This is a genomic window from Paludibacterium paludis (assembly GCF_018802605.1).
Lineage (GTDB): Bacteria > Pseudomonadota > Gammaproteobacteria > Burkholderiales > Chromobacteriaceae > Paludibacterium > Paludibacterium paludis.
In genome coordinates, this window is the sequence record NZ_CP069161.1 from 3,373,365 (window position 1) to 3,398,090 (window position 24,726).

Here is a 24,726-nt window from a genome sequence, read left to right on the forward strand (position 1 = left end):
GATCATCCACACAGGTCCGGGACAGAGCTGTGGGCGGCCTGTGGACAGCCACGCCAAATCACTGAACCAACGGGATATTTTCCGTATCGCTTATATTTTAGGCAACATCCGGCGCGAGAAGTTCGCCTATCGCCGCCATGGCCCGCGCGATGCGCGCCTCCGCCTCGCCCCGGATTTCAACCCATTCGACCAAACTCGCCGCCAGCGCCGCGCGATAGCGCTCAAGCAACTCATCCCGCCCGTCCGGGTGCGAGCGCAGCGGGTCGGGTTGCCAGGGAATGTCCGGACAGGCCAGCAGGGTCAAAGCATAGTCATCGGGACGCCACAAACCGGCAAGTTCGGGCTCGACAGTCCCGAAAGCCACTTCGGACCAGATGCGGCAGGTCAGCACGGTACTGTCGCACACCAGCAGATCGGCCCCGGGCGCCGCACAACGCTCAGCTTCCAGTTGGCCGCGCGCGATGGCCAGCACATCCCGGGGGGTCGGCCGGTAAGGCCGGTCACGATAATAGTCCCGGGCATATTCCTCTACCACCGCAACGCGCGCCCGACCGGCGAGCCGTTCGCGGATCCGCCCGGCAAGCGTCGATTTGCCGGAGGATTCGGGGCCGACGATGGCGATTTTCTGCGGCGCGCTTTCGCGTTTCATTCTACGTCCGGAAAAGTCACGATTATACGTCGCAGATGGGGACAACAGCCAATTCTAACAGAGGGCGGGGACAGTCTTGTGAGCCGTCTGTGGACAAGCCGGATAAACCGATGACGCACAAGCGTATTTTATGATTGCTCAAAAAACAGGCAATCCGAGCGGCTTTTCCCCACCCCCGGTGAAAAGACATGTGGGTGTGTTGTGGACAACCGCCCCAACCCCATGAATGGCAATGAAAAAAGTACACTGCTCAAAAAACAGGCAATCAACCCGGCGCAGGAAACCCCGCGCCGCTCATTCGCTCGCCGGGGGCCCGTCACCCGCTGGCGCCGGCGGGAAAACCGCGGCGGTTCAGGAGTTTTCCACGTATCCCGTGCACGTCCGTGTGGGGCATATGTGGACAAGCTGGGCAAGTCGATGAGCCAAAAGGACAAATTTCCACTGATTAAAAAACAGGCGCCGGAACCGGGTTTTCCACCCCAGGCCTGAACGAAGGTGTGAAGCGTTTGTGGAAAACACGGCCAACTCACTGATGAGCAAGCAAAAAAAACGGCCGCCTAAAAAACAGGCAGCCGCTCTCCCGTCAGCGTCGACAGTCAGGTATAGGTAATGTGCAAGGTATTGGTCGATCCCACTTGTCCGAACGGCACGCCGGCCACCACGGCAATGGGCTGGTGATCGTTGGCGTAGCCGTGGCGCACCGCCGCGGCCACCGCCTTGCCGACCATGTCCTCGACGCTCGACGCGTCATCGGTGACCACCGGATGCACGCCCCATACCAGCGCCAGACGGCGGCCGGTGTCGGAAGACGGCGTCAGCCCCAGCACGGGAGCCGGCGGGCGTTCATGGGCGATGCGGATGCAGCTTTTCCCGGACGTCGTATAGGCCACCGTGGCGGCCAGCGGCAAGGTGCTCGCCGCCGCGAGGATGGCCGCGCTGATCGCGTCGACCACGGTGCGCTCCGTGGAGGCGTGGATGGCCATCAGCGTCTGGCGGTGCAAGGGATCCTGCTCCACCCGGGTGATGATGCGATCCATCATCGTGACCGCTTCGACCGGATACTTGCCGAACGCCGACTCCCCGGAGAGCATGATGGCGTCGACACCCTCGTAGACGGCGGTGGCCACATCGGAGGCTTCCGCGCGGGTCGGCGTCGGGGTTTCGTGCATCGATTCGAGCATCTGGGTCGCCACCACCACCGGCTTGCCTTGCGCACGGCAGGTGCGGACGATCTGGCGCTGCAGCACCGGCACATCCTCGGCGGGCAATTCAACCCCCAGATCGCCGCGCGCCACCATGATCGCGTCGGCGGCCGCGACAATCGCGTCCAGGCGCTGCAGGGCGGCCGGCTTTTCCAGCTTGGCCATCAGCGCCGCGCGCCCGGCGACCAGTCCGCGCAACTCCTCGAGATCCTCGGGGCGCTGCACGAACGACAGGGCCACCCAGTCCACGCCCTGCCGCAGGGCGAAGGCCAGGTCATTGCGATCCTTTTCGGTCATCGCCGAAATGGGCAAGGTCGCATCGGGGATGTTCACTCCCTTGCGATCGCGAACCGGACCGCCGATCTCCACCTCGGTCATCAGCCGGTCGGCATGCACCTCCAGCACGCGCAATCGCAATTTTCCATCGTCGATCAGCAGGGAATGTCCGGGCTGGATCACCGCGAAGATTTCCGGATGGGGCAGACACACGCGGTGCGCATCGCCCGCCGCCGTATCGCGGTCGAGCACGAAGCCCTGCCCCCTGACCAGGACGGCTTCTCCGCCGTTGAATGTTCCCAGGCGGATTTTCGGGCCCTGCAGATCGAAAAGAATCGCGAGCGGATGACCGACTTCCTTTTCCAGGGCGCGAATGGCGGCAATCCGGCCGGCATGATCCTCATGGGTGCCGTGACTGCCATTCAGCCGAAAAACATCCGCACCACTATCGAAAAGGGCGCGGATGCGCTCCGGCGTGGAGCTGGCCGGCCCGAGGGTGGCGATGATCTTGGTATTGCGATTACGACGCATAATAATGTCTCCCCCGAAGGGATGGGTTGTTGCAAGGTGGTTTCGTGCGCTTTCAGTGCACGCCGATTTCTCCGGCCAGCGATTCTCCAAGCCGCTTGAGCCGCTCTTCGTGCGACAGATCCATTGACAACAGCACGGTCAGTTTCGCCAAAGCGGCTTCCGGCGTCATGTCGGCGCCGCTGACCGCGCCCGCCCGCGCCAAGGGCGCGCCGGCCGCATAGGCCCCCACTTCGACGGCTCCATGCACCACCTGGGTCAAATTCAGAACCGGGATACCACGCGAATTGGCGTCCGCCACACCGTCCAGCAGCGCCGGATCCCCGGGGGCATTGCCATTGCCGTAACTCATCAGGATCGCGGCCCCCTCCGCCTGACGCTTGAGCGCCTCGCCGATCAGGCGGGGCGACGCGCCGGGCATCAGGAAGTGGCAGGACACCGTGACATCGCGCGGCAGAACCGGAGCGAAATCGCCACGGGGAGGCAGCCAGTGCTCGCGGTGCCAGCGCGTCGCGATGCCGAATTCGCCAAGCAGCGGAGCGTTCGGCGAGCCGAACCCGCAAAACCCCGAGGCATCGAGCTTGCGCGAACACGCGCCGCGAATCAGACGCCGGTCGAACACCACGGCCACTTCGGCCAGACCGTCGCAGGCGGCCGCTTCGAGCGCGTCGGCCAGGTTGCCCCAGCCGTCGCTACGCGGATGAACCAGCGGCAACTGCGCTCCGGTCAGCACCACCGGCTTGCCAAGCCCCCTCAAGGCAAAGGCGAGCAGCGACGCCGTGTAGGCCATGGTATCGGTGCCGTGAATCACCACGAAACCGTCGTAGCGTTCATAGTGTTGCACCAGATCGCCGACAAGTTTTTGCCAATGCGCAAGCGTAATCGCGGAAGAATCGATCAAATGAGGGTATTCGACGATGTCCAGGGCATAAGAGGGAAGACGGAAGCGTTCCATTTTCGACGGCAGCAGGCCGGGCACGGGGACCAGCCCGCCAGCGGCGTAATCCATGCCGATCGTTCCGCCGGTATACAGCACCAGAATCTTTTTCATTGTGTCCCGCCTGTCGCAAGGCGGACTCCTTAACCTAACAGTTCAAACGTTGCCGGCTCATTCTAGGACGAACCGGCAACGGATGCAGCATCGGGCAGCGTCCTTGTCGATGCTCCCGCAACGGGCCATGACACGAAGGTCCGCCAGCGGAATCGGCCGATACGGGAATCAGGCGCGCACGGCCCGCAAAACCCCCCAGGCGAAAATCAGCGAACCGATCCCGAACACCGCCTGGGCCATGACCGCCCCCACGGCGTCGGCCAGCCACCCCGCTCCCAGGGCTGCCGCGCTGCCGGCCGCCATCTGCCAGCGAAAAGCCATCGCCGTCGCGGCGCCAACCCGAGCCTCATCGAATCCGGACAGCAGCGCGTGGATCGCCAGGGCAAAAACGATATTGGAGAACACGTGGGCCAGAAACACCAGCCCCATGGCGACTCCTCCCGGACCGGCATGCGGCAAAGCCATGTAAGCCCCGACGAACAGAGCGAGGCTGCCGAGGATCTGGAATCGATCCTGGTCATCGCGGCGGAAACGTTCGACCGACAGGAGCAGAGGCCCGGCCAATTGCCCGAGGCTGCGGGCGAACAACAACGCCATGGCGGTGCGCCCTCCGTCCGGCGGTGTTGCTACCAGGGCGGGCAGCAGAGCCATCGCGGGCGAACCGACCACACCCAGCAACGGCAAAAGCAAGACGGCCCGCCGCTCGCGCGCGGACAACAGGCGCCAGGAAGAAAGCCTGCGCGCGGCCGGCGACGGTGCCCGCGCCGCTCCCCGGAACCACACCGACGCTTGGCGCAACATTCCCAGCGCCAGACAAAAACTCGCGGCATCGGCCGCCAGCATGCCGACGGGGGGAACCGCGCCGCTCAGCGCGGCGCCCACCCCGACACCGAACAGCACGTACGATGCGAAAGCCAGCGTTTCCAGTGTCGTCGCCGCCGGCAGCTCCGATGCGCTCAACCCGCGCTTGAATACCTGGCTGAGCGCGGGCAAGGTCAGACCGGTGCAAAATGCCGCCACGCATTCAGACATCATGAGCCAGGGCACCGACCCGGTCAGCGCTCCGGCCAGCGGCAGAACCAATCCGGCGCACCCGCTGATTTCTCCCGCCGCGAGCAGCGAAAATGGCGAATAGCGCCGCAGCAAACGCTCTCCGGCCAGACTACCCAGATAGCCGGGAGCCGACGCCAGAACGAAAGTCAGCGCCAGCGACGATGGCGGAACCTGCAAACGCAACAGCTCGCCGAACACCACGACAAAGGTCAAGCCATTACCGATTGAGGTCAGAAACAGGGCCCCGACAAGATAACGGAGCCATCGACGGGTCCCGAGGACCTTCAGAAGCAGAGCGAACATCAATACTTTCCCTTACTGCCCGCCCGAAAGCGGGCGCCAGATGACGAGCCCCTTGCGGGGGGAGAGAAAATATCGAAGTGCTTTACACGGGGAATGACGTAAACATAAATCGAACCGAGGAAACCTTCTACCAGAAAGCCCCGGGACATTCAAGCGTCCCGGCACCGTCATGACCTGTTCGAAACGACGGGTAAAACCGGCTGGCACCATCAATTCATCTGGTATAGCATCGAAACCGTTTAGCATAGACCGTCCACTCTTCCCGCGCGGAGACGACCATGGGGTTTTCGGCCGAAAGCAAACGCAACGCCGCGATTGTCGCCTTGAGCGCGTGGCTGACCGCCTGCGCCACCGACCCGCCGCCGCTTTACCAATGGGGCAACTACCAGACCCAGATCTACGAATATTTCAAGGCCAACGGCAAAACGCGCCGTGCCCAGCTCGCCACGCTGGAGAGCGATCTGCGGCAGCTCCGCGCGGACGGCAAAACACCGCCGCCGGGTTTCCACGCGCACTTGGGCCTGCTTTATGCCTCGCTCGGCAACTACGAACAAAGCTCGCGGCAGTTCGGCCGCGAAAAAACCCTGTTTCCCGAGTCGGCCCCCTTCATGGATGCGCTGATCGAACAAAGCCGCCGCTAACGGGAGTTCTCGATGGGTAAAATCTTGACGCTGATGGCATGGCTGCTGCCGCTTATTCTGCTGACCGGGTGCGAAACCCCGCGGCCGTACGATTACACGGCCTTCAAAAAGAGCCGCCCGCGCTCGCTACTCGTCCTCCCCCCCGTGAATGACACCAACCATGCCGGCGCGACCTACAGCCTGTTCGCGCAAATGACGTATCCGCTGGCCGAGTCGGGATACTATGTACTGCCGGTGACGCTGGTCGACGACACACTCAAACGGAAAGGCTTGTCGCATGCGGCCGATATTCACGCACTCCCCCCCGCGCAACTGCGCGGTCTGTTCGGCGCCGATGCCGCGCTCTATGTCACCATCAGCCAGTACGGCAACGATTACACGGTTCTGGACAGTGTGACGACGGTGGCGGCGCGCGCCCGGCTGGTCGACCTTAAAACCGGCGCCGTTCTGTGGCGGGGCAAGGCCAGCGCGTCGAACAACGAGGACGGGAGCGATTCCGGCGGCGGACTGGCGGGCGCGCTGGTCACCGCCGCCATCAAGCAGGTGATTCACGAACTGACCGACACGGAACACGAGATGGCCGGCATCGCGAGCGCCCGCCTACTGGGCGCCGGCCAGGAGAACGGCATCCTGTACGGCCCCCGCTCGCCCAATTTCGGTAAGGATTGACGTGGATCACCGGCAATGCGGTCCGCTCTTAATCATAAGGAATACCCATGCAACTCATCGGAATGCTCGACTCGCCGTACGTGCGCCGTGTCGCCATTGCCCTGCAACGGCTAGAAGTGCGCTTCGAACACCGCCCGCTGTCGGTTTTCAGCACTTACCCGCAGTTCCGGGATATCAATCCGGTCGTCAAGGCACCTTCCTTGGTCTGCGATGACGGAGAGGTGCTGATGGATTCGACTCTGATACTCGACTATGCGCAAACCATCGCCGCTCCGCGAAAAAACCTGCTGCCGGCGGAGCCGGATCCGCGCCGCCGCGCCCTGCGCCTGACCGGTCTTGCGCTTGCCGCCTGCGAAAAAAGCGTGCAGATCATTTATGAACAGGAACTCAGGCCCGCGGACAAACGCCACACGCCGTGGCTGGAACGCGTCACGGAGCAGACGCTCGCCGCGTTTGGCGAGATGGAGGCCGAACTCGACCGCCACCCTCTTCCGGCGCCGACCGACCGGATCGGTCTTGACGGAATCAGCGTGGCCGTCGCCTGGCGTTTCGCCCGGGAAAAAATTCCCGGTTTGGTGGCCGCGGAAACGTTCCCGGCATTGCGGGACTACTCCTCGCTGGCCGAAACCCTGCCGGCGTTCATCGCCGCGCCATTCGGCCCGGGCGTTTGCCGGCCGGACTGAGTCGTGGAACGGGGCCGATCCGTCGCGAGCGGATCGGGCAAGTCGCCGGAGCACGACGCCATCGCGTCGTTCCGGGACCACTGCATGATCTCGCACAAGCGTTCCAGGGCCTCTTCGGGATCGATCCCCCAGCGCGTCGGTTGCCGGAAAAGAAAATCCCGGTACAGCATCATCAGGCGATCACGGTGTTTCATGATGGACTCCTTGCGATAGAGCGGCTATTGTCACGGCAATAACAGGAAACATAAATTGCCGACTTGAACCCGAATACTTCCCCTTTTATGGCCAACAACCGACTACTGCATCACTACGCCCGGCTCTACCGGCATCTGGATGGAAGGGAGTGTGAAACGACGCTGCAAAAACTGGCCGATCTGCTGTTCTGCACGCGGCGGCACATGCGCGGCCTTCTTGCGCACATGCAGCGGGCCGGATGGCTCGAATGGCGCTCCAGCGCAGGCCGCGGCAGACAGTCGACGCTGCGCTTTCTGAAAGACATCGGACAACTGCAGCAAGAGCAGGCGGCCCGATGGCTGGAGCAAGGACGGGTGGAACAGGCGGTTTCCCTGCTGAGCGACGATCCGAAGCAATGGGCGCAGGCGCTGTTGTCGCGGCTTGGCCGACACTGGCAGCACGACCGCCAGGTACTGGGCGTCGCCTATTACCGGCCCATGCCCAACCTGTACCCGGGCACGCCGTTACGACGTTCCGAACGGCACCTTGCCGGGCAGATCTTCAACGGTTTGACACGAATAAATGAGGAAAAAGGGGAAATAGAAGGCGATTTGGCCCATCACTGGGAACAGCGCTCCGAAACGGAATGGCATTTCCACCTGCGTCCGGCGATACGCTGGCACGACGGGCGCGAACTGACCATGGATGATATTGTCGCCACTTTGCAGCGCTTGAAAAACCGCCCGCTGTTTGCTCATGTCGGGACGGTGCGCAAGCTGTCCGGGCGAAGTCTTGCCATCGAACTGGGCGAAGAGGATGCCTGGCTCCCCTGGCTGCTGGCCGACAGTTCGGCGCTGATCGTGCCCGCCGATCACGCCGAGCGGCCGGATTTCGCCTCGCACCCGGTGGGCACCGGTCCGTACCGTGTGGCGATCAACGATGCGCACCGTTTGTCCTTGCAGGCCTTCGACGACTACTTCGGCTACCGCGCCCTGCTCGATCAGGTGGATATCTGGATGGTGCCCGAGCTTGACGAACACGTGACCCTGGGCGCGCCGGGCCTCTGCGGCCTGACCGTGGAGATCCCCCCCATGCCGGCCGAGCCTCGTACCGAAATGTCGCTGGAAGCCGGCGTCTATTTTTTGCTGTGCGATGCGCGCTCAGAAGCCATGCGGGATGACGCAACCCGTGCCTGGCTCTCCCAGGCGCTCTCGCCCCTCGCCATCATGCAGCGCACCCGGGCGGAGCTGCGCCAGTACTGGGTTCCGGCCGCCGGGCTACTGCCCCGCTGGCATCATTGCCGGCCCGTGCCGCCAGCCGGGCAACCGCCTTTGCGGCGGCTTCGGATCGCATTCTATGAACGGCACCCCGAATACCGGCTGATCGCCACCGCCATCGCCGAATGCCTGCGGGCGCATGATGTGGAGCCCGAACTCAAGGAAATCGCTTACAGCCAATGGGAACGGGGGCAAGGCGACAGCGACATATGGCTCGGGTCGGTCAATTTCACCCGCGCGGTCGACTATGCCCTGCCCGCCTGGCTGCTGGGCATGCCCCTGCTGCGGGACAGCCTGTCGCCGGCCCTGCCCGTGAACGACTGGCTGCGCGGTTGGAGACGGAGTTCGCACCATGCGCAAGACCTCGCGGCGGCGGTGGTCCGGCCGCACTGGCTGCTTCCCCTGTTTCACAGCTGGTTGAGCCTGAAGGGTCCGGGACAAATCGAGGATTTCCGGTTGAACGGTCTTGGCTGGTTCGATTTCAAATCGGCCTGGTTGCGACCGGACACCCCATGAACAGGGCTAACCGCGCGACGGCGCGTCGCATCGACAGAACAGAACACGCATCATGAAAAAACTGGTCTTTTCCATTCTTCTGACGCTTTTGAGCCCGGCTCACGCCAGCGAACCGGGCATCTCCGGAACATGCGGCGACACCCTGCCCGAAAACCTGATCCCGCCCCCGGACCGGCCGCCAGCCGGCCTGAAACGGTACAAGCATTACTGTTACACGGACGCGAGCGGCTCCCATGATTTACTGCTGAGCGAAACACAGGACCGGCCCGGTGGCGACGCCCCCCTGTCGGGCACAATCGAGGCGCGGCTTTTCCGGCGTGTTCCGAACGATGCCCCGAGGCTTCTGTGGACAATCCGCGACCGGCCGGACCCGCAAGAGGATGGCGTCCGGTTCTGGGCGGCACTGACAGAATTGACGGATCTTGATCACGACGGGATGGTCGACCCGATTCTGGTCTACCGGTTTCAGGACAAAAACCGATCGGACGACCCGGCATTCAGCGGGCGGCTCAAGATCATTCTTTTTCACCAAGGCAGGAAAGTCGTCATTCGGGCTCGCTCCGGCACCCTGGACGATGAGCGAGAAACCTCCGCCACCGCCTCCTACTTCGATCTTCCGCTGGTGATCCGGCGGCATCTCGTCGCGAAAATGGCGAAAATGTACCGCGATGACCTGTTCGGCTTCGACAACACCCACCGCTTTCAGCCTCTCAAGCCAAGCCAACGGTAATGCCCCCGCCCCGGCCAGTCCAAGGGGAAGGACAGCGAACGGAAGCGCATGACCTTGCCAAACCGCTTAAAACCGGCTAAATTTGTCGTCTCTTGACGCCACGGCGCGCGGGTGTAGCTCAATGGTAGAGCAGAAGCTTCCCAAGCTTACGACGAGGGTTCGATTCCCTTCACCCGCTCCAATCGGCCAGCCGCGCCCGCTTCACGCCCTCCAGGGCTTTTTGGTATACTCCACCGATCCCTACCGGGCAGCATTCCCGCCCTCCGGCAAACGCACTGAACGTCTTACTCCGACACACGTATTATGAAATGGAACTCCGGCCGGCTTTGGCTGCGCGTCATCGTCTACAGCCTGCTTACCCTGTTCGGACTGTTCGTCCTGACCCAATCGCTGATTCTCTGGCAATTCGACGAGAAGAGCGTGCGGCGCGCGGTCACCGAATCGTTGCATGACACGGGCCGGAAGGTCGCCATTTCCGGTTCCGTCACGCCGCGGGTATTTCCGTTTCCCGGCCTGGATATCGAAGGCCTGACCATCACCGAGCCGGACGGCCGCACGCCGTTCGCGAAAATCCGCCAACTCAAGGCGCGTTTCACCTGGCTGCCGCTTTTGCTTGGGCATCACGAAGTCCGCTCGATTTCGATGACCGGCTTTAACGCCAGCATCACCCGGCAGGCCGACGGCACGCTGTCGGTGTCGGATCTGTTCATGCGCCGCGCCCAGGACAGCTTCCTCGTGAAACTGGACAACCTCGCCCTGCGCGAAGGACAGCTCGACTACCGGGACATCATCACGGCCATGAACGGACGCCTTGATGCCATCAGCCTGGACGCGGAAGGGCTTAACGGCGACGCGACACTGTCGGCGGGCGCCGTTCTCAACAGCGCGGGACAGCCCGTCCGGCTGGCCATCAACACTCCGTTGACGATCCAGGACGATCAGGTATCGCTCAGCCAGCTCGAGGCCATCGCCATTCTGTCGCGACCGGAGCTTGGCGAAACCAAACTGCTGGCCCAGGGCAAGTTCAAACTCAACTTCGCCACGCTCAATGCCGACGGTCAGGATCTCTCCCTCACCTTCACTTCGGAAAACCCCGCAAGCACCGTCCATCTGACGGTTCCCAGGCTCGCGGCCAACCTGACCGACATCAGCCTGCCCAAGAGCGAACTGAAGGCCACGGTCAACTATGGCCGCAGCCGCTTCCAGGCCGAGGCCACGCTCAACGATCTCAAATTCCGCCAGAACAACCTCATCGCCGAACGGCTCAACGGGGAACTGAACTGGCTTGTCGGCGACAACCGGATGAAGTTCACGCTGTCCGCCCCGCTGTCGGTCGTCAACCTCGACCAGTTCCGCATGGAGCCGCTGAATCTCACGGCCCAGGCCATCACGCCGCTGCTGCCGCGCGGCAAGCTGATCTCGTCGATGAGCGGCTCGCTTGACGGCGGAATCGACGAAGGACGTCTCAATGTGCGCGTTGCGGGCAAACTCGATGGCTCCGACGTGGCCATGACGGTCAGTCAGTTCGGCTTCATCAAGCCGCGCCACGAGGCGACATTCAACATCGGACAGCTCGACCTGAACCGCTACCTCCCGGAAAACAAGGGCGATCGCGTGGCGATTTTCCAGGATGCCACACCGATTCCCCTGGACTGGCTCGATCTTTTCAATCTGGACGGCAAAGTGCACATCGGCCAGCTATCGGTCGGGCGCTTCCGTGTCAGTGACGTGTCGGCCGATGTGAGAGCCACGCCGAAGGCCCTGGAAGTGCGCAATCTTGGCGCCGACATTTACGATGGCAGGCTGCAGGGCGATGCGCGCCTGACCCGGGGCGACAAGGCCACCCTCGATGTCAAGCAGACATTGCGGGGCATGAACATCCGCCCACTGCTGATCGACCTGTTCAATTTCGGCCGGCTCGAAGGCAACGGCAACGGCCAGGTCAACATCCGCGCCACCGGCAATTCCTTCGCCGACCTGCGCAACACCCTGGGTGGCGATGTCGCGCTCAGTCTCAACAAGGGCGCGCTCACCGGCATCGACCTTGTCACCGCGCTGAAGAACCTGCCCGCCGAATTGAAGGAATGGAACCGGCCGGCGCAGTCGGACCAGAAAACCACCTTCTCGACCCTGTCCGCGCGCATGGCTCTGGAAAACGGCGTCGGCCGCAATCAGGATCTCAAACTCGCATCGCAACTGATGAATGTCAGCGGCGGAGGCAAGATCGACCTCAAGCAGAACATCATCGACTATACGCTGGACGTGCAGGCCAACCCGAGCGAATTCACCCGCCTCAAGGGAGTGAATGTTCCGCTGAAGATCACCGGTCCGCTGAGCGCGCCGATCTACGCGCTGGACTTCAACGCGCTGGTCAAGGGCAAGAAAAGCGAATCGGAAAAGCAGCAGGCGCTCAAGCAGGAACTGAAAAAGCAGATCACCACCATCCTGCCGGGCAAGTACTGAACAAGGTGGACGGGAAACCGCGCTAGCGGTGGTCGAGATACTTGGCGTTGATGCGGGCCAGCGTGCCGTCTTTCTGCATGGCATGCAGGATTCCGTTCAGATCGCGCACCTGGCTGTCGGGCAAAGAACGATGGCACGCAAGGTACATGAACGTGCTGTTGAAGGTAAGCACGGGGCTCAGACCGGTCGCCTTTTCGCGGGCGACCAGATAGGCGCCCAGGTATTTGCCGGTCGCCCAGAAATCGATGCGGCCAGCCTGCAGTTTCCGGATGTTCTGCACGTCGGTATGGGTCAGGTCGACCTCGAATCCCCGCTCAACGAGGAACTGCGACACCGCATCCCCGCCGTATCCGCCGATTTTGTAAGGGCGCGCGCCTTCCAGCCCGGTCACGGCATGCGCGCTTCCCGCCCTCGCATACAGCACCCACGGATTCTCCACCAACGGTCCCACCCACTTGAAAAGAGGCCCGCGAGAATCGGTACGCGTCGTGGAATAGACGCAGGTGCGCGGCTCCAGCACGGCAAGGTTGAAGGCTCGGATCCAGGGCATGACTTCCACCGTCGACTTCACTCCGGCGCGCTTCATCAGTTCCCGAACGATTTCGGTCGACAGTCCGCCCGCCTTGCCCGCCTCGGTCATGTTGAACGGAGGATACTCTTCGGTCAGCAGGCGCAGCGACGGCGCCGGATCGCCGAAAGCCAGCGACACGACGACACCCGGCACGATCCCGGCAAGTCTCAGGCACCGCATGCTCCCCCCTCCCGAAGATCGGCCCCTCCGATTCCAGTCTAGGCAGCGATGCGGCGGCGAACCAGCGGCTCAACCGTTCAGGATCCGGTATTCCGCGCGACCGAGCGCATCGGGGCGCCCGAGCAGCACCAGCACATCCCCTTGCTCGACGGAAAAGCCGCCGTCGACGTCCAGCCGCCGGAATCCCCGGCGCCGCACCGATTTGAGTTCGACCTCCAGGTCGTCCAGTCCGAGATCGGCGATCCGGCCCCCCACCGCGGCCGCGCCTTCGCACACGTACACGCTCAACAGCCTCGGTTGAGCCTCCTCGCCCTCCCCCTCGTCGCTCGCCCCCCGGAAAAACCCGCGGAACAGGTCGTAGCGCTCTTCCCGCACCGAACGGATACGCCGCAAGATGCGGTTCAGCGGCACCCCGGCCACCATCAATGCCTGGGACGCCAGCATCAGGCTGCCCTCCAGAACCTCGGGCACCACTTCGTCCGCCCCGGCCTCGCGCAACATGCCGATATCGGAGTCGTCGACCGTGCGCACGATCACAGGAAGATCGGGGCGCAGATCCTGCACCAGGTGAAGAATGCGCACCGCCGTGTGGCTGTCCGCGAACGTCACCACCATCACCTTGGCGCGATCCAGTCCGGCCGCCATCAGGACCTCCTTGCGCATCGCATCGCCGAACACCACCGGATCCCCGGCCTCGGATGCCTCGCGCACTCTTTCCGGATCGGTATCCAGAGCGAAAAACGGGATGGATTCCGCATCGAAAAGCCGCGCCAGCGATTGCCCGGTCCGTCCGTACCCGCAGATCAGCACATGGTCGCTCCTTGACATGCCCTCGACCAGCAACTGGTGCAGATCGACCGCCTGCATCATCCAGTCCTCGCGGATGAAGCGCCGCGCGATCGCCTCCGAATGCATGATCAGGAACGGCGCGGCCAGCATCGACAGCAAGATGGCGGCAATACCGGCCTGCTCGAGCGTCGCGGAAATCAGCCCGAGATTGCCTGCCAGCGCGAGCAGAACAAAACCGAACTCGCCGCCCTGGGCAAGCGCCAGGGCTCCGCGCAAAGCGTCGCGCGACTTGTGGCCGAAGCGGCGCGCCAGCAAAAACACCACGCCGAGCTTCACAGGCAGCAGCAACACCAGAAGCAGCAGGACCTCCTGCCAATGCTGATACAGAGCCAGGATATTGACCTTCATCCCCACGGTGATGAAGAAGAATCCCAGCAAAATGTCCCGGAAAGGACGGATATCCTCCTCCACCTGATAACGGTATTCGGTTTCCGAAATCAGCATGCCGGCGACGAACGCCCCCAACGCCAGGGAAAGCCCGGACAACTCGGTAAGCCACGCCACGCCGAGCGTCGCGAGCAAGACGTTGATCATGAACAGTTCGCTGGAGCGGCGGCGCGCCACGACATGGAACCAGGGGCGGATGAGACGCTGTCCGAGCGACAGGAGCAGCGCCATCACCACAACGACTTTCAGGGCGGCCAGCCCCAGTTCCATCAGCAGATTGTGATCACCGCCTGCGAAGGCGGGCAGCAGGATCAGCAGGGGCACCACGGCCAGATCCTGGAACAGCAGCACGCCGATGGCCAGTTGTCCGTGCGGCTGGGCCAGCTCCAGACGCTCGGCCAGCAGCTTGCTCGCGATGGCGGTGGACGACATGGTGACGGCGCCGCCGATGGCCAGCGCCGCCGGCACATCGGCCGACATCAGCATCATCACCGCGAAGGCGGTGATCAGTGTCAGGGCCACCTGGCTTGCGCCAAGACCGAACACGAGATGGCGCATGGCGCGTAATTTCGGCAGGGAAAACTCCAGGCCGATGGAGAACATCATGAACACGATCCCGATCTCGCCGAGAAAATGCGTCTGCTCGCCGCCGGGAATCAGATTCGCCACACCCGGCCCGGCCAGGAAACCGACCACGAGATAGCCCAGCATCGGCGGCACCCGGACCGTGCGGCACAGGGTGACGACAATGACCGAAGCCAACAGGACAAGAACGATCGGGGCCATGGAGTGCATCTGGGGCTGGGTCTCCGCTTGCGGTGGATGAAAGGGCGTTCAAGGATGACTGTAGCGGACAAGCAAAAGTTGCACCAGCGTTCAAGTCATACGATTTCCAGTTTGATATACTCGAGGGCTTATGGAAAACGCAAACCTCTCCGCCCGCATCGCACGGGCACGGGAAGTCATGACCCTGGAGGCCGAGGCCATCCTGGCCGTATCCTCGCGTCTTGACGGAACCTTTACCCGGGCCATCGATCTGATCCTGGCCGCGTCCGGCCGGCTGGTCGTCACCGGCATGGGGAAATCGGGGCATGTGGCGCGCAAGATCGCCGCCACGCTGGCGAGCACCGGCACCACGGCATTTTTCATGCATCCTGCCGAAGCCGCCCATGGCGACCTGGGCATGATCGCGCCGGGCGATGTGGTGCTCGCCCTGTCCAACTCGGGCGAAAGCGACGAAGTGCTCGCCCTGTGGCCGGCGCTCAAGCGCAAGGGAATCCGGATCATCGCGATGACCGGCAGGGCGACCTCCAGCATGGCCACGCTCGCCGACCTGCACATCGACGCGCATGTCGACAAGGAGGCCTGCCCGCTGGGCCTCGCGCCGACCACGAGCACGACCGTGCAGCTGGCGCTGGGCGATGCGCTTGCCGTGTGCCTGATGCACGAGCGCGGTTTCGGCAGGGAGGACTTCGCCATGTCCCATCCGGCGGGCAGTCTGGGCCGGCGCCTGCTCGTCCAGGTTCGGGACATCATGCACAGCGGCGAGGCGCTGCCAGCGGTCGGAAGCGGCACGTCCCTGAAGGACGCCCTCCTCGAAATGACGCGCAAGGGACTGGGCATGACCGCCGTGATCGCGGCAGACGGCAGCCTTGCCGGCATCTACACTGACGGAGACCTGCGCCGCACGCTGGACCGCACGCTGGATCTGGCCGGACTCGTGATCGACGAGGTCATGACCCGCGCGCCGGTCACCATCGCCGCCGACCGGCTGGCGACCGAAGCGGTGCAGATCATGGAATCGAAAAAGAAAAACGGGCTGCTGGTCGTCAATGACCGGGGACAGCTCGTCGGCGCCCTCAACATGCACGACCTGTTCAAGGCCGGCGTCGTTTAGTCGTTAAGGACAATCATGCAAGCCATCACCACCCTGGCACGCTCAACCCGCCTCCTGATCATGGACGTGGACGGCGTGCTGACCGACGGCAGGATTTTCTTCTCCGCCACGGGCGAAGAGATCAAGGCCTTCAACACCCTCGACGGATTGGGACTGAAACTCCTGCAGTCGACCGGCGTCAAGCTCGCCATCATCACCGGACGCGCGGCGCCGAGCGTCGAGCACCGCGCGCGGGGCCTGGGCGTCGACTATTACTACGCGGGCATCCACGACAAGCGCGCCGCCTTGCAAAGCCTGCTCGAAGAAACCGGATTCGCCGCGGACGATTGCGCTTACATCGGCGACGATGTCGTCGATCTGCCGGTCATGATCCGCGTCGGCCTCGCGGTGGCGGTGCCCGACGCTCCGTCCCTGGTTCGCCAGCACGCCCATTATGTGACCGGAGCGGCCGGCGGCAAAGGCGCCGTGCGCGAACTGTGCGAACTGATCCTGCAGGCGCAAGGCAATCTTGAGCGCCTGATGGCGGGATATCTGGAATGATCCGGCAAAAACTGTTTCCGGTCCTGCTGATCGTGCTGATGGCCTTGCTGACGTTCTGGCTCGACCAGGTATCGAGCATCACCACGATCGTGCGCGACCTCAACCCGAACCGGCCGGAGTTCTCGGCGAGCGGCCTGACCGCCACCCGGTTCGACGAGCATGGCCAGTTGTACGAACGCCTCGTCGCGGAACGCGCCTGGCAATTTCCCAAACAGCACGATGTCTACTTCGACAAGGGCGTGCTGACGCTCTACCGGGCCGGCGCCACCGACAGCGTCGTCAAGGCCGAGACCGGCCATTACAACCCCCGCACGCGGCAAGGGTTCTTCGACCGCAAGGTCAGGATGGACAAGCCGGCCGGCGCCGAAGGCCCCGCATCGAGCGTGGACACCTCGGCCATGAGCCTCGACGGAGACAAAGGCCTGCTGCGCTCGAACCGCTATGTGGAAATGCATCACGGCAATTCGGTCGCCACGGGTGTGGGCTTCACTTACGATTATCGCAACAAGCAGCTTCATCTGCTATCCAATGCGAGGATAACCTATGCGAAATAACCGCCTGACGGCGCTATTCGTCCTCTCCTGCCTGGCGGCGGCGCCGGCGTTCGCGGAAAAAGCCGACCGTGAAAAACCCCTCAATCTCACGGCGAACGACGCCAAGTGGGACCAGATCCGGAAAGTGACCGTGCTGACCGGAAACGTGGTCGCCGTGCAGGGCACCATGATCGTGCACAGCGACCAGGCCTATCTGACGCAGGACGACAAAGGCAATCAGACGCTCGTCGCCAACGGCAAGCCGGTCACCTTCCGCCAGAAGTCCGATCCGGACAGCAAGGGCGTCGTCGAATGGATCGACGCGCAGGGCGACCGCGTGGATTACGCGACGCAAACCCATACCGCGATCCTGACCGGCAACGCGCGGGTGAAGAAAGGTGAAAGCATCGTCATCGGCAACGTGATCACCTACAACACCGAAACCCAGGTCGTGGAAAGCGTCGGCGGCACCGCCAATACCGCCAACAAGGGCCGGGTGACCATCATCATCCCGCCCAGGCAGGCAGGATCCGCTCCGGCCACCGACGGAAAAAAACCATGACCCCCAGCCAACTCGACGTCACGGGCCTGAAAAAACGTTTCAAGAAACGGACAGTGGTCAAGGATGTGTCGCTGAGCATCGCCAGCGGCGAGGTGATCGGCCTGCTCGGCCCCAACGGCGCGGGCAAGACCACCAGTTTTTACATGATCGTCGGTCTCATCGGCGCCGATGACGGCACCATTGTCCTCGACGGCAGGGAAATCACCCGGCTCCCCATCCACACGCGGGCACGGCTCGGCATCGGTTACCTGCCGCAGGAGGCATCGATTTTCCGGAAGATGACCGTCGACGAGAACATCCGCGCCATCCTGGAGATTTCCGGACACAAGGGCGAGGAACTGGAAAACCAGCTCTCCTTGCTGCTTGACGACCTGAACATCGCCCATCTGCGGGACAGCAGCGCGCTCTCTCTGTCCGGAGGCGAACGGCGCCGCGTGGAAATCGCCCGCGTGCTCGCCACCCGGCCGCGCTTCATTCTGCTTGACGAGCCCTTCGCCGGCGTCGACCCGATCGCCGTGATCGACATCCAGAAAATCATCGCCTTCCTCAAGGGAAAGGGCATCGGCGTACTGATCACCGACCACAATGTGCGGGAAACCCTGCGCATCTGCGACCGCGCGTACATCATCAGCGACGGCAGCGTCCTGGCCTCCGGCATTCCGGAAGCGCTGGTCAGCAACGAAAAAGTCCGCGAAGTCTATTTGGGCGAACACTTCCGCCTCTGAGCGTCATGAAGCCAACCCTTCAGCTCAAGGTCTCCCAGCACCTGACCCTCACCCCCCAGCTGCAGCAGTCGATCAAACTGCTGCAGCTCTCCACGCCGGAACTGCAAACGGAGGTCGAGCGCCTTCTTCTGGAAAACCCCCTCATCGAACGCGCCGACGACACGGCGGAGGATGCCGGAGCGCGCACCGATGCCGATGTCGATCCCGCGCCGGCCGAACCGGATACCGCCCGGGAGGAAGGCCAGGATACGCAGGGAGACTGGGGAACGGGCGGGGGACGCCGCGACGATGGGGACGATTACGACCCGCTGGCCAACGTTCCCGTCACACCCACGCTGCGCGAGCATCTGATCGCGCAACTGGGCGAAGTCGCGATGCCTCATCAGGACAGCGCGCGGGTCCGGCTGCTTATCGAGGAGCTCGACGAGGACGGCTACCTTCCCGCCGATCTGCCCGAACTGGTGGCCCAGCTTCCCGAGGAACTGGATATCGGCGTCGACGAAATGGCCGTGGCGCTCAGGCTGCTGCAGCAATTCGACCCGCCCGGCGTCGCGGCGCGGAATCTGGCGGAATCCCTGCGCCTGCAACTACTCAGGCGGGAAGATACGCCGGAGCGCCGATTCGCGCTGGAACTGGTCGATGGACACCTCGCGCTGCTCGGCAACCGGGACTACACGAAATTGCGCAAGCTCGCCGGCGGCGACGACAATCTTCTCAGGGCGGCCCGGCACTTGATCGCCACCCTCAATCCACGCCCCGCGGCCGGCTTCAGCGGCGCGGAGATCCACTACGTGGTGCCGGACATCACCGTGCGCAAACGCGGCGGACGTTGGGTCGCCCAACTGAACCAGGCCGCGATCCCCCGCCTGCAGGTCAATCCGGTTTATGCCAGGATGCTTGCCGAAAACCGTCAGAACAGTTCCGAGCTGACCGGCAGGCTTCAGGAAGCACGGTGGTTCGTCAAGAACATACAGCAACGATTTGACACTATCCTGAAAGTGTCGGAAGCTATCGTACAGAGGCAGCAAACGTTCTTTGAAGAAGGCGAAGTGGCCATGCGCCCCCTGATTCTCAGGGACATCGCCGAGGAAGTCGGATTGCACGAATCCACCGTGTCGCGCGTCACCACGCAAAAATACCTGCAGTGCCCGCGCGGGGTATTCGAGCTGAAGTACTTCTTCGGCAGCGCGCTGGAAACGGACAGCGGGGAGGAGTGCTCCGCCACCGCGATCAAGGCCCATATCCGGCGCCTGATCGATACGGAAAACCCGGCCAGGCCGCTGTCGGACAATGCCTTGTCCGACGAGCTCGGGCGCCAGGGAATCCAGGTTGCGCGCAGGACCGTTGCGAAGTATCGTGAGGCTATGCAGATTCCTCCGGCCAACCAGAGAAAGGCGCTGTGACCCGACAGGCTTCCCTTCCGTAGTGCCCGACAGAATGATCAGCTAATCCGGCCAACCCGTCCGGATAGTCAACAAAGAAGGAGTTAGGGTATGAACTTCAAACTGACCGGTCTTCATCTCGACATCACTCCGGCCATGCGCGAGTACCTGGAGAGCAAACTCGAACGCATCGCACGCCATGTCGATCAGCTGATTGATGTTTCCGTGATCCTGTCCGTCGACAAGCTGGTACAAAAAGCCGAGGCCAATGTCCATCTTTCCGGCAAGGACATCCACGTCGAATCCGCGGACAGCGACATGTACGCGGCCATCGACGCGCTGATGGACAAACTCGACCGTCAGGTGCTCAAGCACAAGGAAAAGATCTCCGAACACCGCGGAGCGGGCACGGCGGGAACCGCCCAGGAAGCCTCGCTGTAAAGAGGCCCGCAGGAATTGACGGGAACCCGGCGGGTTCCCGTTTTTCTTTGCTAAGCCCTCTGGCAGGACGTAAAATCATACCGTTTTTCTCGCGTGGCACAGAGAACTCTATGGGCCTCATAGGCAAAATCCTCACCGCGGACCACATTCTTCTGGACCTTGATGTTTCCAGCAAGAAACGGGTTTTCGAGCAGGTGGGGCTACTGATTGAAAATACGCGTGGCATCGCGCGCAGCGAAATCTTCGACTGCCTGTTCGCCCGCGAAAAGCTGGGCTCCACGGGCCTCGGACAAGGCGTCGCCATCCCTCACGGCAGAGCGCGCGGACTCAAGGAGGCGACCGGCGTCTTCATCCGGCTCAAGCAGCCCATTCCGTTCGATGCGCCGGACGGCAAGCCGGTGCAGAGCCTCTTTGTCCTGCTCGTTCCAGAGCAGGCAACGGACCTGCATCTGCAGGTTCTCTCGGAACTCGCCCAGCTGTTCTCCAGCCGCCAGGTACGCGAACAGCTGCTGGCCGCGGCGGCGCCGGGCGAAATCCACGAACTCCTGACCCAATGGAGCGCCAATGCCTAGCATAACGGTCCGCAAGCTGTACCAGGAAAACCAGCAGAAACTCAATCTGAGCTGGGTTGCCGGCACGGCGGGGGCCGACAATATCATAGGCAACGACGATCAGCGCCCGACCCTGGCGCTGGTCGGGCACTTGAACTTCATCCACCCCAACCGGGTCCAGGTGCTTGGGCTCGCCGAGGTGAGCTACCTCGACAGGCTCGAGCAGTCGGCGGCCAAAACCGCCCTCGACCAGCTTTTCCACAAGAGCATGTCGGTGGTGATCGTCGCCAACGGCCAGGCCGTGCCCAAGCTGTTGCGCGATTACTGCCACACCCATAACGTGCCGCTGATGTCGACACCGCTGGAAAGCCCCTACCTGATGGATGTGCTGCGCATCTATCTGGCCCGGGCGCTGGCGGTCTCGACCGTGCTGCACGGCGTATTTCTCGATGTGCTCGAAATCGGCGTGCTGATCATGGGCGACTCGGCGATGGGCAAGAGCGAGCTTGCGCTTGATCTGATCTCGCGCGGTCACGGACTCGTGGCCGACGATGCCGTGGAACTCTATCGCATCGGCCCGGAAACGCTCGAGGGCCGCTGCCCTCCCCTGCTGCGCGACTTTCTGGAGGTGCGCGGCCTGGGCATTCTCAACATCCGCACGATTTTCGGGGAAACGGCGGTCCGCCCGAAAAAGGTGCTCAAGCTGATCATTCACCTGGTCAAGGCCAACGACCAGGCGATGCAGGCGCTCGATCGCCTGAACATCCAGTCGGAGACCCAGGACATCCTGGGCGTGACTGTGCGCAAGGTCGTCCTGCCGGTGGCGGCGGGTCGTAACCTCGCGGTCCTTGTCGAGGCCGCCGTGCGCAACTACATCCTGCAGCTGCGCGGTATCGACAGCACCCGCGAGTTCATCGAACGCCACACCAATTTCCTCAGGGAACAGGAACATGCAGCTGATACTGATTAGCGGCCTGTCCGGCTCGGGCAAATCGGTCACGCTCAGGGCGCTGGAGGATTCGGGCTACTACTGCGTCGACAATCTTCCGGCGACCATGCTGACCGAGGCGCTGAACCTCTACGCCGACTTCGGTTACGATCATATCGCGATCAGCGTCGACACCCGCTCCGGCCCGTCGCTGGGCGCGCTTCCCGACGAGATGCGCAAGCTGCGCGAAAAGGGCGCCGATGTGCGGCTGCTGTTTCTCGAGTCGCAGGAGGACACCCTGGTCAAGCGCTTTTCCGAAACCAGGCGGCGCCACCCTCTGTCGAGCCCGGGTCTGACGGTCAAGGAATGCATCACGCTCGAACGCGAGCTTTTGGCCGACATTCAGGAACTGGGCACGCGCATCGACACCAGCGATATGTCGGCCAACACGCTGCGGAACTGGGTCAAAACCCTGGTCGAAGCCGACACGGGGCGTTTGACGCTGGTGATCCAGTCGTTCGGTTTCAAGCACGGCGTTCCGCTGGACGCCGACTTCGTGTTCGATGTCCGCTGCCTGCCCAATCCTTATTACGATCGGGAGCTTCGCCCGCTGACCGGTCACGATCAGCCGATCATCGAGTTTTTCCTGAAATGCCCGGATGTCGCGGAAATGATCGACGACATCGACAGTATCGTCGGCAAGTGGCTGCCCCGCTTCAATCAGGAGGGCCGCAGTTACCTGACCGTCGCCATCGGCTGCACCGGCGGACAGCACCGCTCCGTCTACATCGCCCGCACCCTTGCCGAGCGGTATGCCGGCAAACGGGTGCTGGTGCGGCATCGACAACTGGACAGCCTGCCCTGATGCGCCCCGTCAACACCGTCACGGTCGCGCTGACCGGAGCCTCCGGCCTGCCTTTCGGCCTGTCGCTGATCGAACGCCTGGCCGAATCGGGACGCAAGGTGTTCGTCCTCTACTCCCAGGCGGCACAAATCGTCGCTCGCCAGGAAATGGATCTGGCCATCCCCTCGCGGCCCGCCGATTTCGCCCTCTGGCTGCAACAGCGCACCGGCGCGGCGGACGGTCAGATCGAGGTGTTCGGCCGGGAAGAATGGTTCGCGCCGGTCGCCTCCGGCTCCAATCCAGCCGATGCGATGGTGATCTGTCCCTGCTCGATGGGCACCCTCGCCGCGATCGCGAACGGCATGTCGGACAACCTGATCGAGCGGGCCGCCGATGTCTCGATCAAGGAAGGGCGCAAGCTCGTGCTGGTCCCCCGGGAAACGCCGCTGTCGGTGATCCATCTGGAAAACATGCTGAGACTGGCCAGGCTCGGAGCCGTCATCCTTCCTCCCGTGCCGGCGTTCTACACCAAACCGCAAACGCTCGACGACATGATCGATTTCATCGTCTCGCGCATTCTCGATCAACTGGGCATCGACAACCAGCTCGTGGCGCGCTGGGGTGCCCCGGCGCCGGAGTAACCCTCATGTGCGGCGCGCCCCTCTATCCGCCCGGCGATATTCGCGTCGTGGAGGCCATGGCGCGCCAGCGGGGCGTCGACCTGATGGAACGCGCCGCGCGCGCCGTGCATCGCTGGGTCGAAACGCACTTCGCGGCCGGCGCGTCGATACTTGTGGCGGCGGGTCCGGGCAACAACGGCGGCGACGCGCTCCTGGCCGCCTGCCTGCTCGCCAGAAGCTCGTTCAACGTGCACATACTGCTGCCGGAAACGCCCCGTCAGGACGAGGCGATCGCGGCCCACCGACGGGCATGCGAGGCCGGCCTTCCGCTATCGGCCACGCTTCCCGACGGCTTCCCCGCTCCCGATCTGGTCATCGACGGCCTGTTCGGCATCGGTCTTGCCCGGCCTCTTGACGGACGGTGGGCCGAGGTTCTGCGTCAATTGGCGGCATTGAACGCTCCGGTACTGGCGCTGGATGCGCCATCGGGACTCGATGCATGGACGGGAAAGGTCTTGGGACCTTGCCTCGCGGCCGACCATACGTTGACCTTCCTGTGCCATAAACCCGGCCTTTACACGGCAGACGGCGCGGATTTCGCCGGAAACGTCGAACTCGCGAATCTCGACTGCCCTCCCGAATGGTTTCCCGCGCCGGCAGGAGCACTCAACGCTCCCGCCGCCCACCTCCTGAAACGCCGGGCCAACAGCCACAAAGGCAGTCACGGCACCGTGGTCATCGAGGGCGGAGCGCCCGGCATGACGGGTGCCGCCCTGCTCGCCGGGCGCGCCGCCCTGGCGGCGGGCGCGGGAAAGGTTCATGTCCGCTTCCTCGGGCCCGCTCCCCACGTCGACCCGGCTGCGCCCGAATTGATGCTCGCCGGAGCGGAAGGCGCCCCGCCGGCCTCCGCGGTGCTCGCCGTGGGTCCGGGACTCGGACCGGGCGATACCGCGACCCAACGCGTCGAACTCGCGCTGGAGACGACGCTGCCTCTGGTGCTCGACGCCGATGCCCTCAATGCCATTGCCTCCAATCGCGAGCTGGCCGCCAGACTTGTCGCCAGGGCGTCGCCGACCGTCATCACCCCACATCCGGCCGAAGCCGCCCGTCTGCTGGGCTGCGGCACGGGCGCGGTACAGGACGATCGCCCGGCGGCCGTGACAGCGCTTGCCCGGCGGTTCGGCTGCCATGCGGTACTGAAGGGTTCGGGCACCCTGATAGGCCGCCCTGACGGATTTTTTCTGGTCAATACCAGCGGTGGCCCGGCCTTGGCCGCGGCGGGTCAGGGAGACGTCCTGACCGGATTGATCGCCGCGCTCATCGCACAGGGAATGACAGTGGCACAAGCCTCGGCCCTTGCAGTACACTGCCATGGTCTTGCCGGGGACGATTACACCCGGGAAGCGGGCGGCCCGCTCGGACTGACCGCTTCGATGACCGTCCAGCGCCTCGGTCGCGTGCTCAATCGCCTGATCGGATAACGGCCCCGGGCAAGATACGA

26 protein-coding genes and 1 tRNA gene are annotated in these 24,726 nt (G+C 63.4%); 20 read left to right on the top strand and 7 right to left on the bottom strand.

The window, feature by feature from the left end; translation table 11 throughout:
* Positions 1 to 97 precede the first annotated feature (97 nt).
* Complete coding sequence (locus JNO50_RS15575) at positions 98 to 649, bottom strand: AAA family ATPase (RefSeq protein ID WP_189530052.1); 552 nt, start codon at positions 647 to 649, stop codon at positions 98 to 100.
* A 222-nt stretch (positions 650 to 871) separates the two neighbouring features.
* On the opposite strand from JNO50_RS15575, the gene JNO50_RS15580 reads away from it, so the two are divergent.
* On the top strand, positions 872 to 1,138 hold the full coding sequence (locus JNO50_RS15580; RefSeq protein ID WP_189530051.1) for a hypothetical protein: 267 nt from the start codon (positions 872 to 874) through the stop codon (positions 1,136 to 1,138).
* A 107-nt stretch (positions 1,139 to 1,245) separates the two neighbouring features.
* Here JNO50_RS15580 and pyk read toward each other — a convergent pair whose 3' ends face one another.
* From pyk to JNO50_RS15595, 3 genes are all read right to left on the bottom strand, one after another.
* Positions 1,246 to 2,658, bottom strand: a complete 1,413-nt coding sequence (gene pyk / locus JNO50_RS15585; protein WP_189530050.1) for a pyruvate kinase — start codon at positions 2,656 to 2,658, stop codon at positions 1,246 to 1,248.
* 52 nt (positions 2,659 to 2,710) lie between these two features.
* Complete coding sequence (locus tag JNO50_RS15590) at positions 2,711 to 3,706, bottom strand: asparaginase domain-containing protein (RefSeq protein ID WP_189530048.1); 996 nt, start codon at positions 3,704 to 3,706, stop codon at positions 2,711 to 2,713.
* A gap of 168 nt (positions 3,707 to 3,874) precedes the next feature.
* Positions 3,875 to 5,062 (bottom strand): MFS transporter, encoded by a 1,188-nt coding sequence (locus tag JNO50_RS15595; RefSeq protein WP_189530046.1) that lies wholly within the window; start codon positions 5,060 to 5,062, stop codon positions 3,875 to 3,877.
* A gap of 278 nt (positions 5,063 to 5,340) precedes the next feature.
* Here JNO50_RS15595 and JNO50_RS15600 point away from each other — a divergent pair, with 278 nt between their 5' ends.
* From JNO50_RS15600 to JNO50_RS15610, 3 genes are read left to right on the top strand one after another with little or no spacing between them, the layout of a single operon-like run.
* Complete coding sequence (locus tag JNO50_RS15600) at positions 5,341 to 5,703, top strand: DUF4810 domain-containing protein (RefSeq protein WP_189530044.1); 363 nt, start codon at positions 5,341 to 5,343, stop codon at positions 5,701 to 5,703.
* Between the two features lie 12 nt (positions 5,704 to 5,715).
* A complete protein-coding gene (locus JNO50_RS15605; protein WP_189530043.1) occupies positions 5,716 to 6,372 on the top strand; it encodes a DUF799 domain-containing protein in 657 nt (218 codons plus the stop codon).
* 47 nt (positions 6,373 to 6,419) lie between these two features.
* A complete protein-coding gene (locus tag JNO50_RS15610) occupies positions 6,420 to 7,055 on the top strand; it encodes a glutathione S-transferase (protein WP_189530041.1) in 636 nt (211 codons plus the stop codon).
* Here the strand turns inward: JNO50_RS15610 and JNO50_RS15615 are convergent.
* Entirely contained in the window at positions 6,980 to 7,249 is a 270-nt protein-coding gene (locus JNO50_RS15615) for a hypothetical protein (RefSeq protein ID WP_189530039.1), read from the bottom strand. The genes JNO50_RS15610 and JNO50_RS15615 overlap by 76 nt on opposite strands.
* Positions 7,250 to 7,336: 87 nt before the next feature.
* On the opposite strand from JNO50_RS15615, the gene sgrR reads away from it, so the two are divergent.
* From sgrR to JNO50_RS15635, 4 genes are all read left to right on the top strand, one after another.
* Positions 7,337 to 9,022 (top strand): HTH-type transcriptional regulator SgrR, encoded by a 1,686-nt coding sequence (gene sgrR / locus JNO50_RS15620; protein ID WP_189530037.1) that lies wholly within the window; start codon positions 7,337 to 7,339, stop codon positions 9,020 to 9,022.
* 52 nt (positions 9,023 to 9,074) lie between these two features.
* Positions 9,075 to 9,752 carry a M949_RS01915 family surface polysaccharide biosynthesis protein gene (locus JNO50_RS15625; protein WP_189530035.1) on the top strand — a complete coding sequence of 226 codons (678 nt, stop codon included), beginning with the start codon at positions 9,075 to 9,077 and terminating at the stop codon, positions 9,750 to 9,752.
* A 107-nt stretch (positions 9,753 to 9,859) separates the two neighbouring features.
* Positions 9,860 to 9,933, top strand: a tRNA-Gly gene (locus JNO50_RS15630).
* A 122-nt stretch (positions 9,934 to 10,055) separates the two neighbouring features.
* Positions 10,056 to 12,215 (top strand): AsmA family protein, encoded by a 2,160-nt coding sequence (locus JNO50_RS15635; protein WP_189530033.1) that lies wholly within the window; start codon positions 10,056 to 10,058, stop codon positions 12,213 to 12,215.
* 22 nt (positions 12,216 to 12,237) lie between these two features.
* Here the strand turns inward: JNO50_RS15635 and JNO50_RS15640 are convergent, their stop codons facing one another.
* Together JNO50_RS15640 and JNO50_RS15645 are read right to left on the bottom strand one after the other, a co-directional pair.
* The gene (locus JNO50_RS15640; protein ID WP_189530031.1) at positions 12,238 to 12,966 is read right to left on the bottom strand and encodes a substrate-binding periplasmic protein; all 729 of its coding nucleotides are present in this window, start codon (positions 12,964 to 12,966) and stop codon (positions 12,238 to 12,240) included.
* 69 nt (positions 12,967 to 13,035) lie between these two features.
* On the bottom strand, positions 13,036 to 14,988 hold the full coding sequence (locus tag JNO50_RS15645) for a cation:proton antiporter (RefSeq protein ID WP_425325363.1): 1,953 nt from the start codon (positions 14,986 to 14,988) through the stop codon (positions 13,036 to 13,038).
* A gap of 130 nt (positions 14,989 to 15,118) precedes the next feature.
* On the opposite strand from JNO50_RS15645, the gene JNO50_RS15650 reads away from it, so the two are divergent.
* The 12 genes from JNO50_RS15650 to JNO50_RS15705 all read left to right on the top strand — a co-directional run bounded on the left by JNO50_RS15650 (position 15,119) and on the right by JNO50_RS15705 (position 24,706).
* Positions 15,119 to 16,099: a KpsF/GutQ family sugar-phosphate isomerase gene (locus JNO50_RS15650; RefSeq protein WP_189530028.1), complete on the top strand. Its 981-nt coding sequence runs from the start codon at positions 15,119 to 15,121 to the stop codon at positions 16,097 to 16,099.
* A gap of 15 nt (positions 16,100 to 16,114) precedes the next feature.
* The gene (locus JNO50_RS15655) at positions 16,115 to 16,639 is read left to right on the top strand and encodes a KdsC family phosphatase (RefSeq protein ID WP_189530026.1); all 525 of its coding nucleotides are present in this window, start codon (positions 16,115 to 16,117) and stop codon (positions 16,637 to 16,639) included.
* A complete protein-coding gene (lptC, locus tag JNO50_RS15660) occupies positions 16,636 to 17,193 on the top strand; it encodes an LPS export ABC transporter periplasmic protein LptC (protein WP_189530024.1) in 558 nt (185 codons plus the stop codon). Before JNO50_RS15655 ends, lptC begins: the two co-directional genes overlap by 4 nt.
* Entirely contained in the window at positions 17,183 to 17,734 is a 552-nt protein-coding gene (gene lptA, locus JNO50_RS15665) for a lipopolysaccharide transport periplasmic protein LptA (protein ID WP_189530022.1), read from the top strand. Before lptC ends, lptA begins: the two co-directional genes overlap by 11 nt.
* A complete protein-coding gene (lptB, locus tag JNO50_RS15670; protein ID WP_189530020.1) occupies positions 17,731 to 18,459 on the top strand; it encodes an LPS export ABC transporter ATP-binding protein in 729 nt (242 codons plus the stop codon). The genes lptA and lptB overlap by 4 nt, the downstream gene beginning before the upstream one ends.
* Before the next feature lie 5 nt (positions 18,460 to 18,464).
* Positions 18,465 to 19,862, top strand: coding sequence for an RNA polymerase factor sigma-54 (locus JNO50_RS15675; protein WP_189530018.1), 1,398 nt, complete (start codon positions 18,465 to 18,467; stop codon positions 19,860 to 19,862).
* A 90-nt stretch (positions 19,863 to 19,952) separates the two neighbouring features.
* On the top strand, positions 19,953 to 20,282 hold the full coding sequence (hpf, locus tag JNO50_RS15680) for a ribosome hibernation-promoting factor, HPF/YfiA family (RefSeq protein WP_189530016.1): 330 nt from the start codon (positions 19,953 to 19,955) through the stop codon (positions 20,280 to 20,282).
* 110 nt (positions 20,283 to 20,392) lie between these two features.
* Positions 20,393 to 20,854 (top strand): PTS IIA-like nitrogen regulatory protein PtsN, encoded by a 462-nt coding sequence (ptsN, locus tag JNO50_RS15685; protein WP_189530014.1) that lies wholly within the window; start codon positions 20,393 to 20,395, stop codon positions 20,852 to 20,854.
* Entirely contained in the window at positions 20,847 to 21,803 is a 957-nt protein-coding gene (hprK, locus tag JNO50_RS15690; protein WP_189530013.1) for an HPr(Ser) kinase/phosphatase, read from the top strand. The genes ptsN and hprK overlap by 8 nt, the downstream gene beginning before the upstream one ends.
* Complete coding sequence (rapZ, locus tag JNO50_RS15695; protein WP_189530012.1) at positions 21,784 to 22,626, top strand: RNase adapter RapZ; 843 nt, start codon at positions 21,784 to 21,786, stop codon at positions 22,624 to 22,626. The genes hprK and rapZ overlap by 20 nt, the downstream gene beginning before the upstream one ends.
* A complete protein-coding gene (locus JNO50_RS15700; protein WP_189530011.1) occupies positions 22,626 to 23,246 on the top strand; it encodes a flavin prenyltransferase UbiX in 621 nt (206 codons plus the stop codon). Before rapZ ends, JNO50_RS15700 begins: the two co-directional genes overlap by 1 nt.
* Positions 23,247 to 23,251: 5 nt before the next feature.
* Positions 23,252 to 24,706, top strand: coding sequence for an NAD(P)H-hydrate dehydratase (locus JNO50_RS15705; RefSeq protein WP_229804396.1), 1,455 nt, complete (start codon positions 23,252 to 23,254; stop codon positions 24,704 to 24,706).
* The last annotated feature ends 20 nt before the right edge of the window (positions 24,707 to 24,726 follow it).

Excerpts from the sequence above, each read along its gene's own strand:
- JNO50_RS15590 (WP_189530048.1), bottom strand. The coding sequence starts at position 3,706 with ATGAAAAAGATTCTGGTGCTGTATACCGGCGGAACGATCGGCATGGAT.
- JNO50_RS15700 (WP_189530011.1), top strand. The coding sequence starts at position 22,626 with ATGCGCCCCGTCAACACCGTCACGGTCGCGCTGACCGGAGCCTCCGGC.
- JNO50_RS15705 (WP_229804396.1), top strand. The coding sequence starts at position 23,252 with ATGTGCGGCGCGCCCCTCTATCCGCCCGGCGATATTCGCGTCGTGGAG.
- JNO50_RS15675 (WP_189530018.1), top strand. The coding sequence starts at position 18,465 with ATGAAGCCAACCCTTCAGCTCAAGGTCTCCCAGCACCTGACCCTCACC.
- pyk (WP_189530050.1), bottom strand. The coding sequence starts at position 2,658 with ATGCGTCGTAATCGCAATACCAAGATCATCGCCACCCTCGGGCCGGCC.
- rapZ (WP_189530012.1), top strand. The coding sequence starts at position 21,784 with ATGCAGCTGATACTGATTAGCGGCCTGTCCGGCTCGGGCAAATCGGTC.
- JNO50_RS15635 (WP_189530033.1), top strand. The coding sequence starts at position 10,056 with ATGAAATGGAACTCCGGCCGGCTTTGGCTGCGCGTCATCGTCTACAGC.
- JNO50_RS15610 (WP_189530041.1), top strand. The coding sequence starts at position 6,420 with ATGCAACTCATCGGAATGCTCGACTCGCCGTACGTGCGCCGTGTCGCC.
- JNO50_RS15605 (WP_189530043.1), top strand. The coding sequence starts at position 5,716 with ATGGGTAAAATCTTGACGCTGATGGCATGGCTGCTGCCGCTTATTCTG.
- JNO50_RS15640 (WP_189530031.1), bottom strand. The coding sequence starts at position 12,966 with ATGCGGTGCCTGAGACTTGCCGGGATCGTGCCGGGTGTCGTCGTGTCG.
- JNO50_RS15595 (WP_189530046.1), bottom strand. The coding sequence starts at position 5,062 with ATGTTCGCTCTGCTTCTGAAGGTCCTCGGGACCCGTCGATGGCTCCGT.
- JNO50_RS15615 (WP_189530039.1), bottom strand. The coding sequence starts at position 7,249 with ATGAAACACCGTGATCGCCTGATGATGCTGTACCGGGATTTTCTTTTC.
- JNO50_RS15655 (WP_189530026.1), top strand. The coding sequence starts at position 16,115 with ATGCAAGCCATCACCACCCTGGCACGCTCAACCCGCCTCCTGATCATG.
- JNO50_RS15600 (WP_189530044.1), top strand. The coding sequence starts at position 5,341 with ATGGGGTTTTCGGCCGAAAGCAAACGCAACGCCGCGATTGTCGCCTTG.
- sgrR (WP_189530037.1), top strand. The coding sequence starts at position 7,337 with ATGGCCAACAACCGACTACTGCATCACTACGCCCGGCTCTACCGGCAT.
- hprK (WP_189530013.1), top strand. The coding sequence starts at position 20,847 with ATGCCTAGCATAACGGTCCGCAAGCTGTACCAGGAAAACCAGCAGAAA.
- JNO50_RS15575 (WP_189530052.1), bottom strand. The coding sequence starts at position 649 with ATGAAACGCGAAAGCGCGCCGCAGAAAATCGCCATCGTCGGCCCCGAA.
- JNO50_RS15580 (WP_189530051.1), top strand. The coding sequence starts at position 872 with ATGAATGGCAATGAAAAAAGTACACTGCTCAAAAAACAGGCAATCAAC.
- ptsN (WP_189530014.1), top strand. The coding sequence starts at position 20,393 with ATGGGCCTCATAGGCAAAATCCTCACCGCGGACCACATTCTTCTGGAC.
- JNO50_RS15645 (WP_425325363.1), bottom strand. The coding sequence starts at position 14,988 with ATGGCCCCGATCGTTCTTGTCCTGTTGGCTTCGGTCATTGTCGTCACC.
- lptC (WP_189530024.1), top strand. The coding sequence starts at position 16,636 with ATGATCCGGCAAAAACTGTTTCCGGTCCTGCTGATCGTGCTGATGGCC.
- lptA (WP_189530022.1), top strand. The coding sequence starts at position 17,183 with ATGCGAAATAACCGCCTGACGGCGCTATTCGTCCTCTCCTGCCTGGCG.
- JNO50_RS15625 (WP_189530035.1), top strand. The coding sequence starts at position 9,075 with ATGAAAAAACTGGTCTTTTCCATTCTTCTGACGCTTTTGAGCCCGGCT.
- lptB (WP_189530020.1), top strand. The coding sequence starts at position 17,731 with ATGACCCCCAGCCAACTCGACGTCACGGGCCTGAAAAAACGTTTCAAG.
- JNO50_RS15650 (WP_189530028.1), top strand. The coding sequence starts at position 15,119 with ATGGAAAACGCAAACCTCTCCGCCCGCATCGCACGGGCACGGGAAGTC.
- hpf (WP_189530016.1), top strand. The coding sequence starts at position 19,953 with ATGAACTTCAAACTGACCGGTCTTCATCTCGACATCACTCCGGCCATG.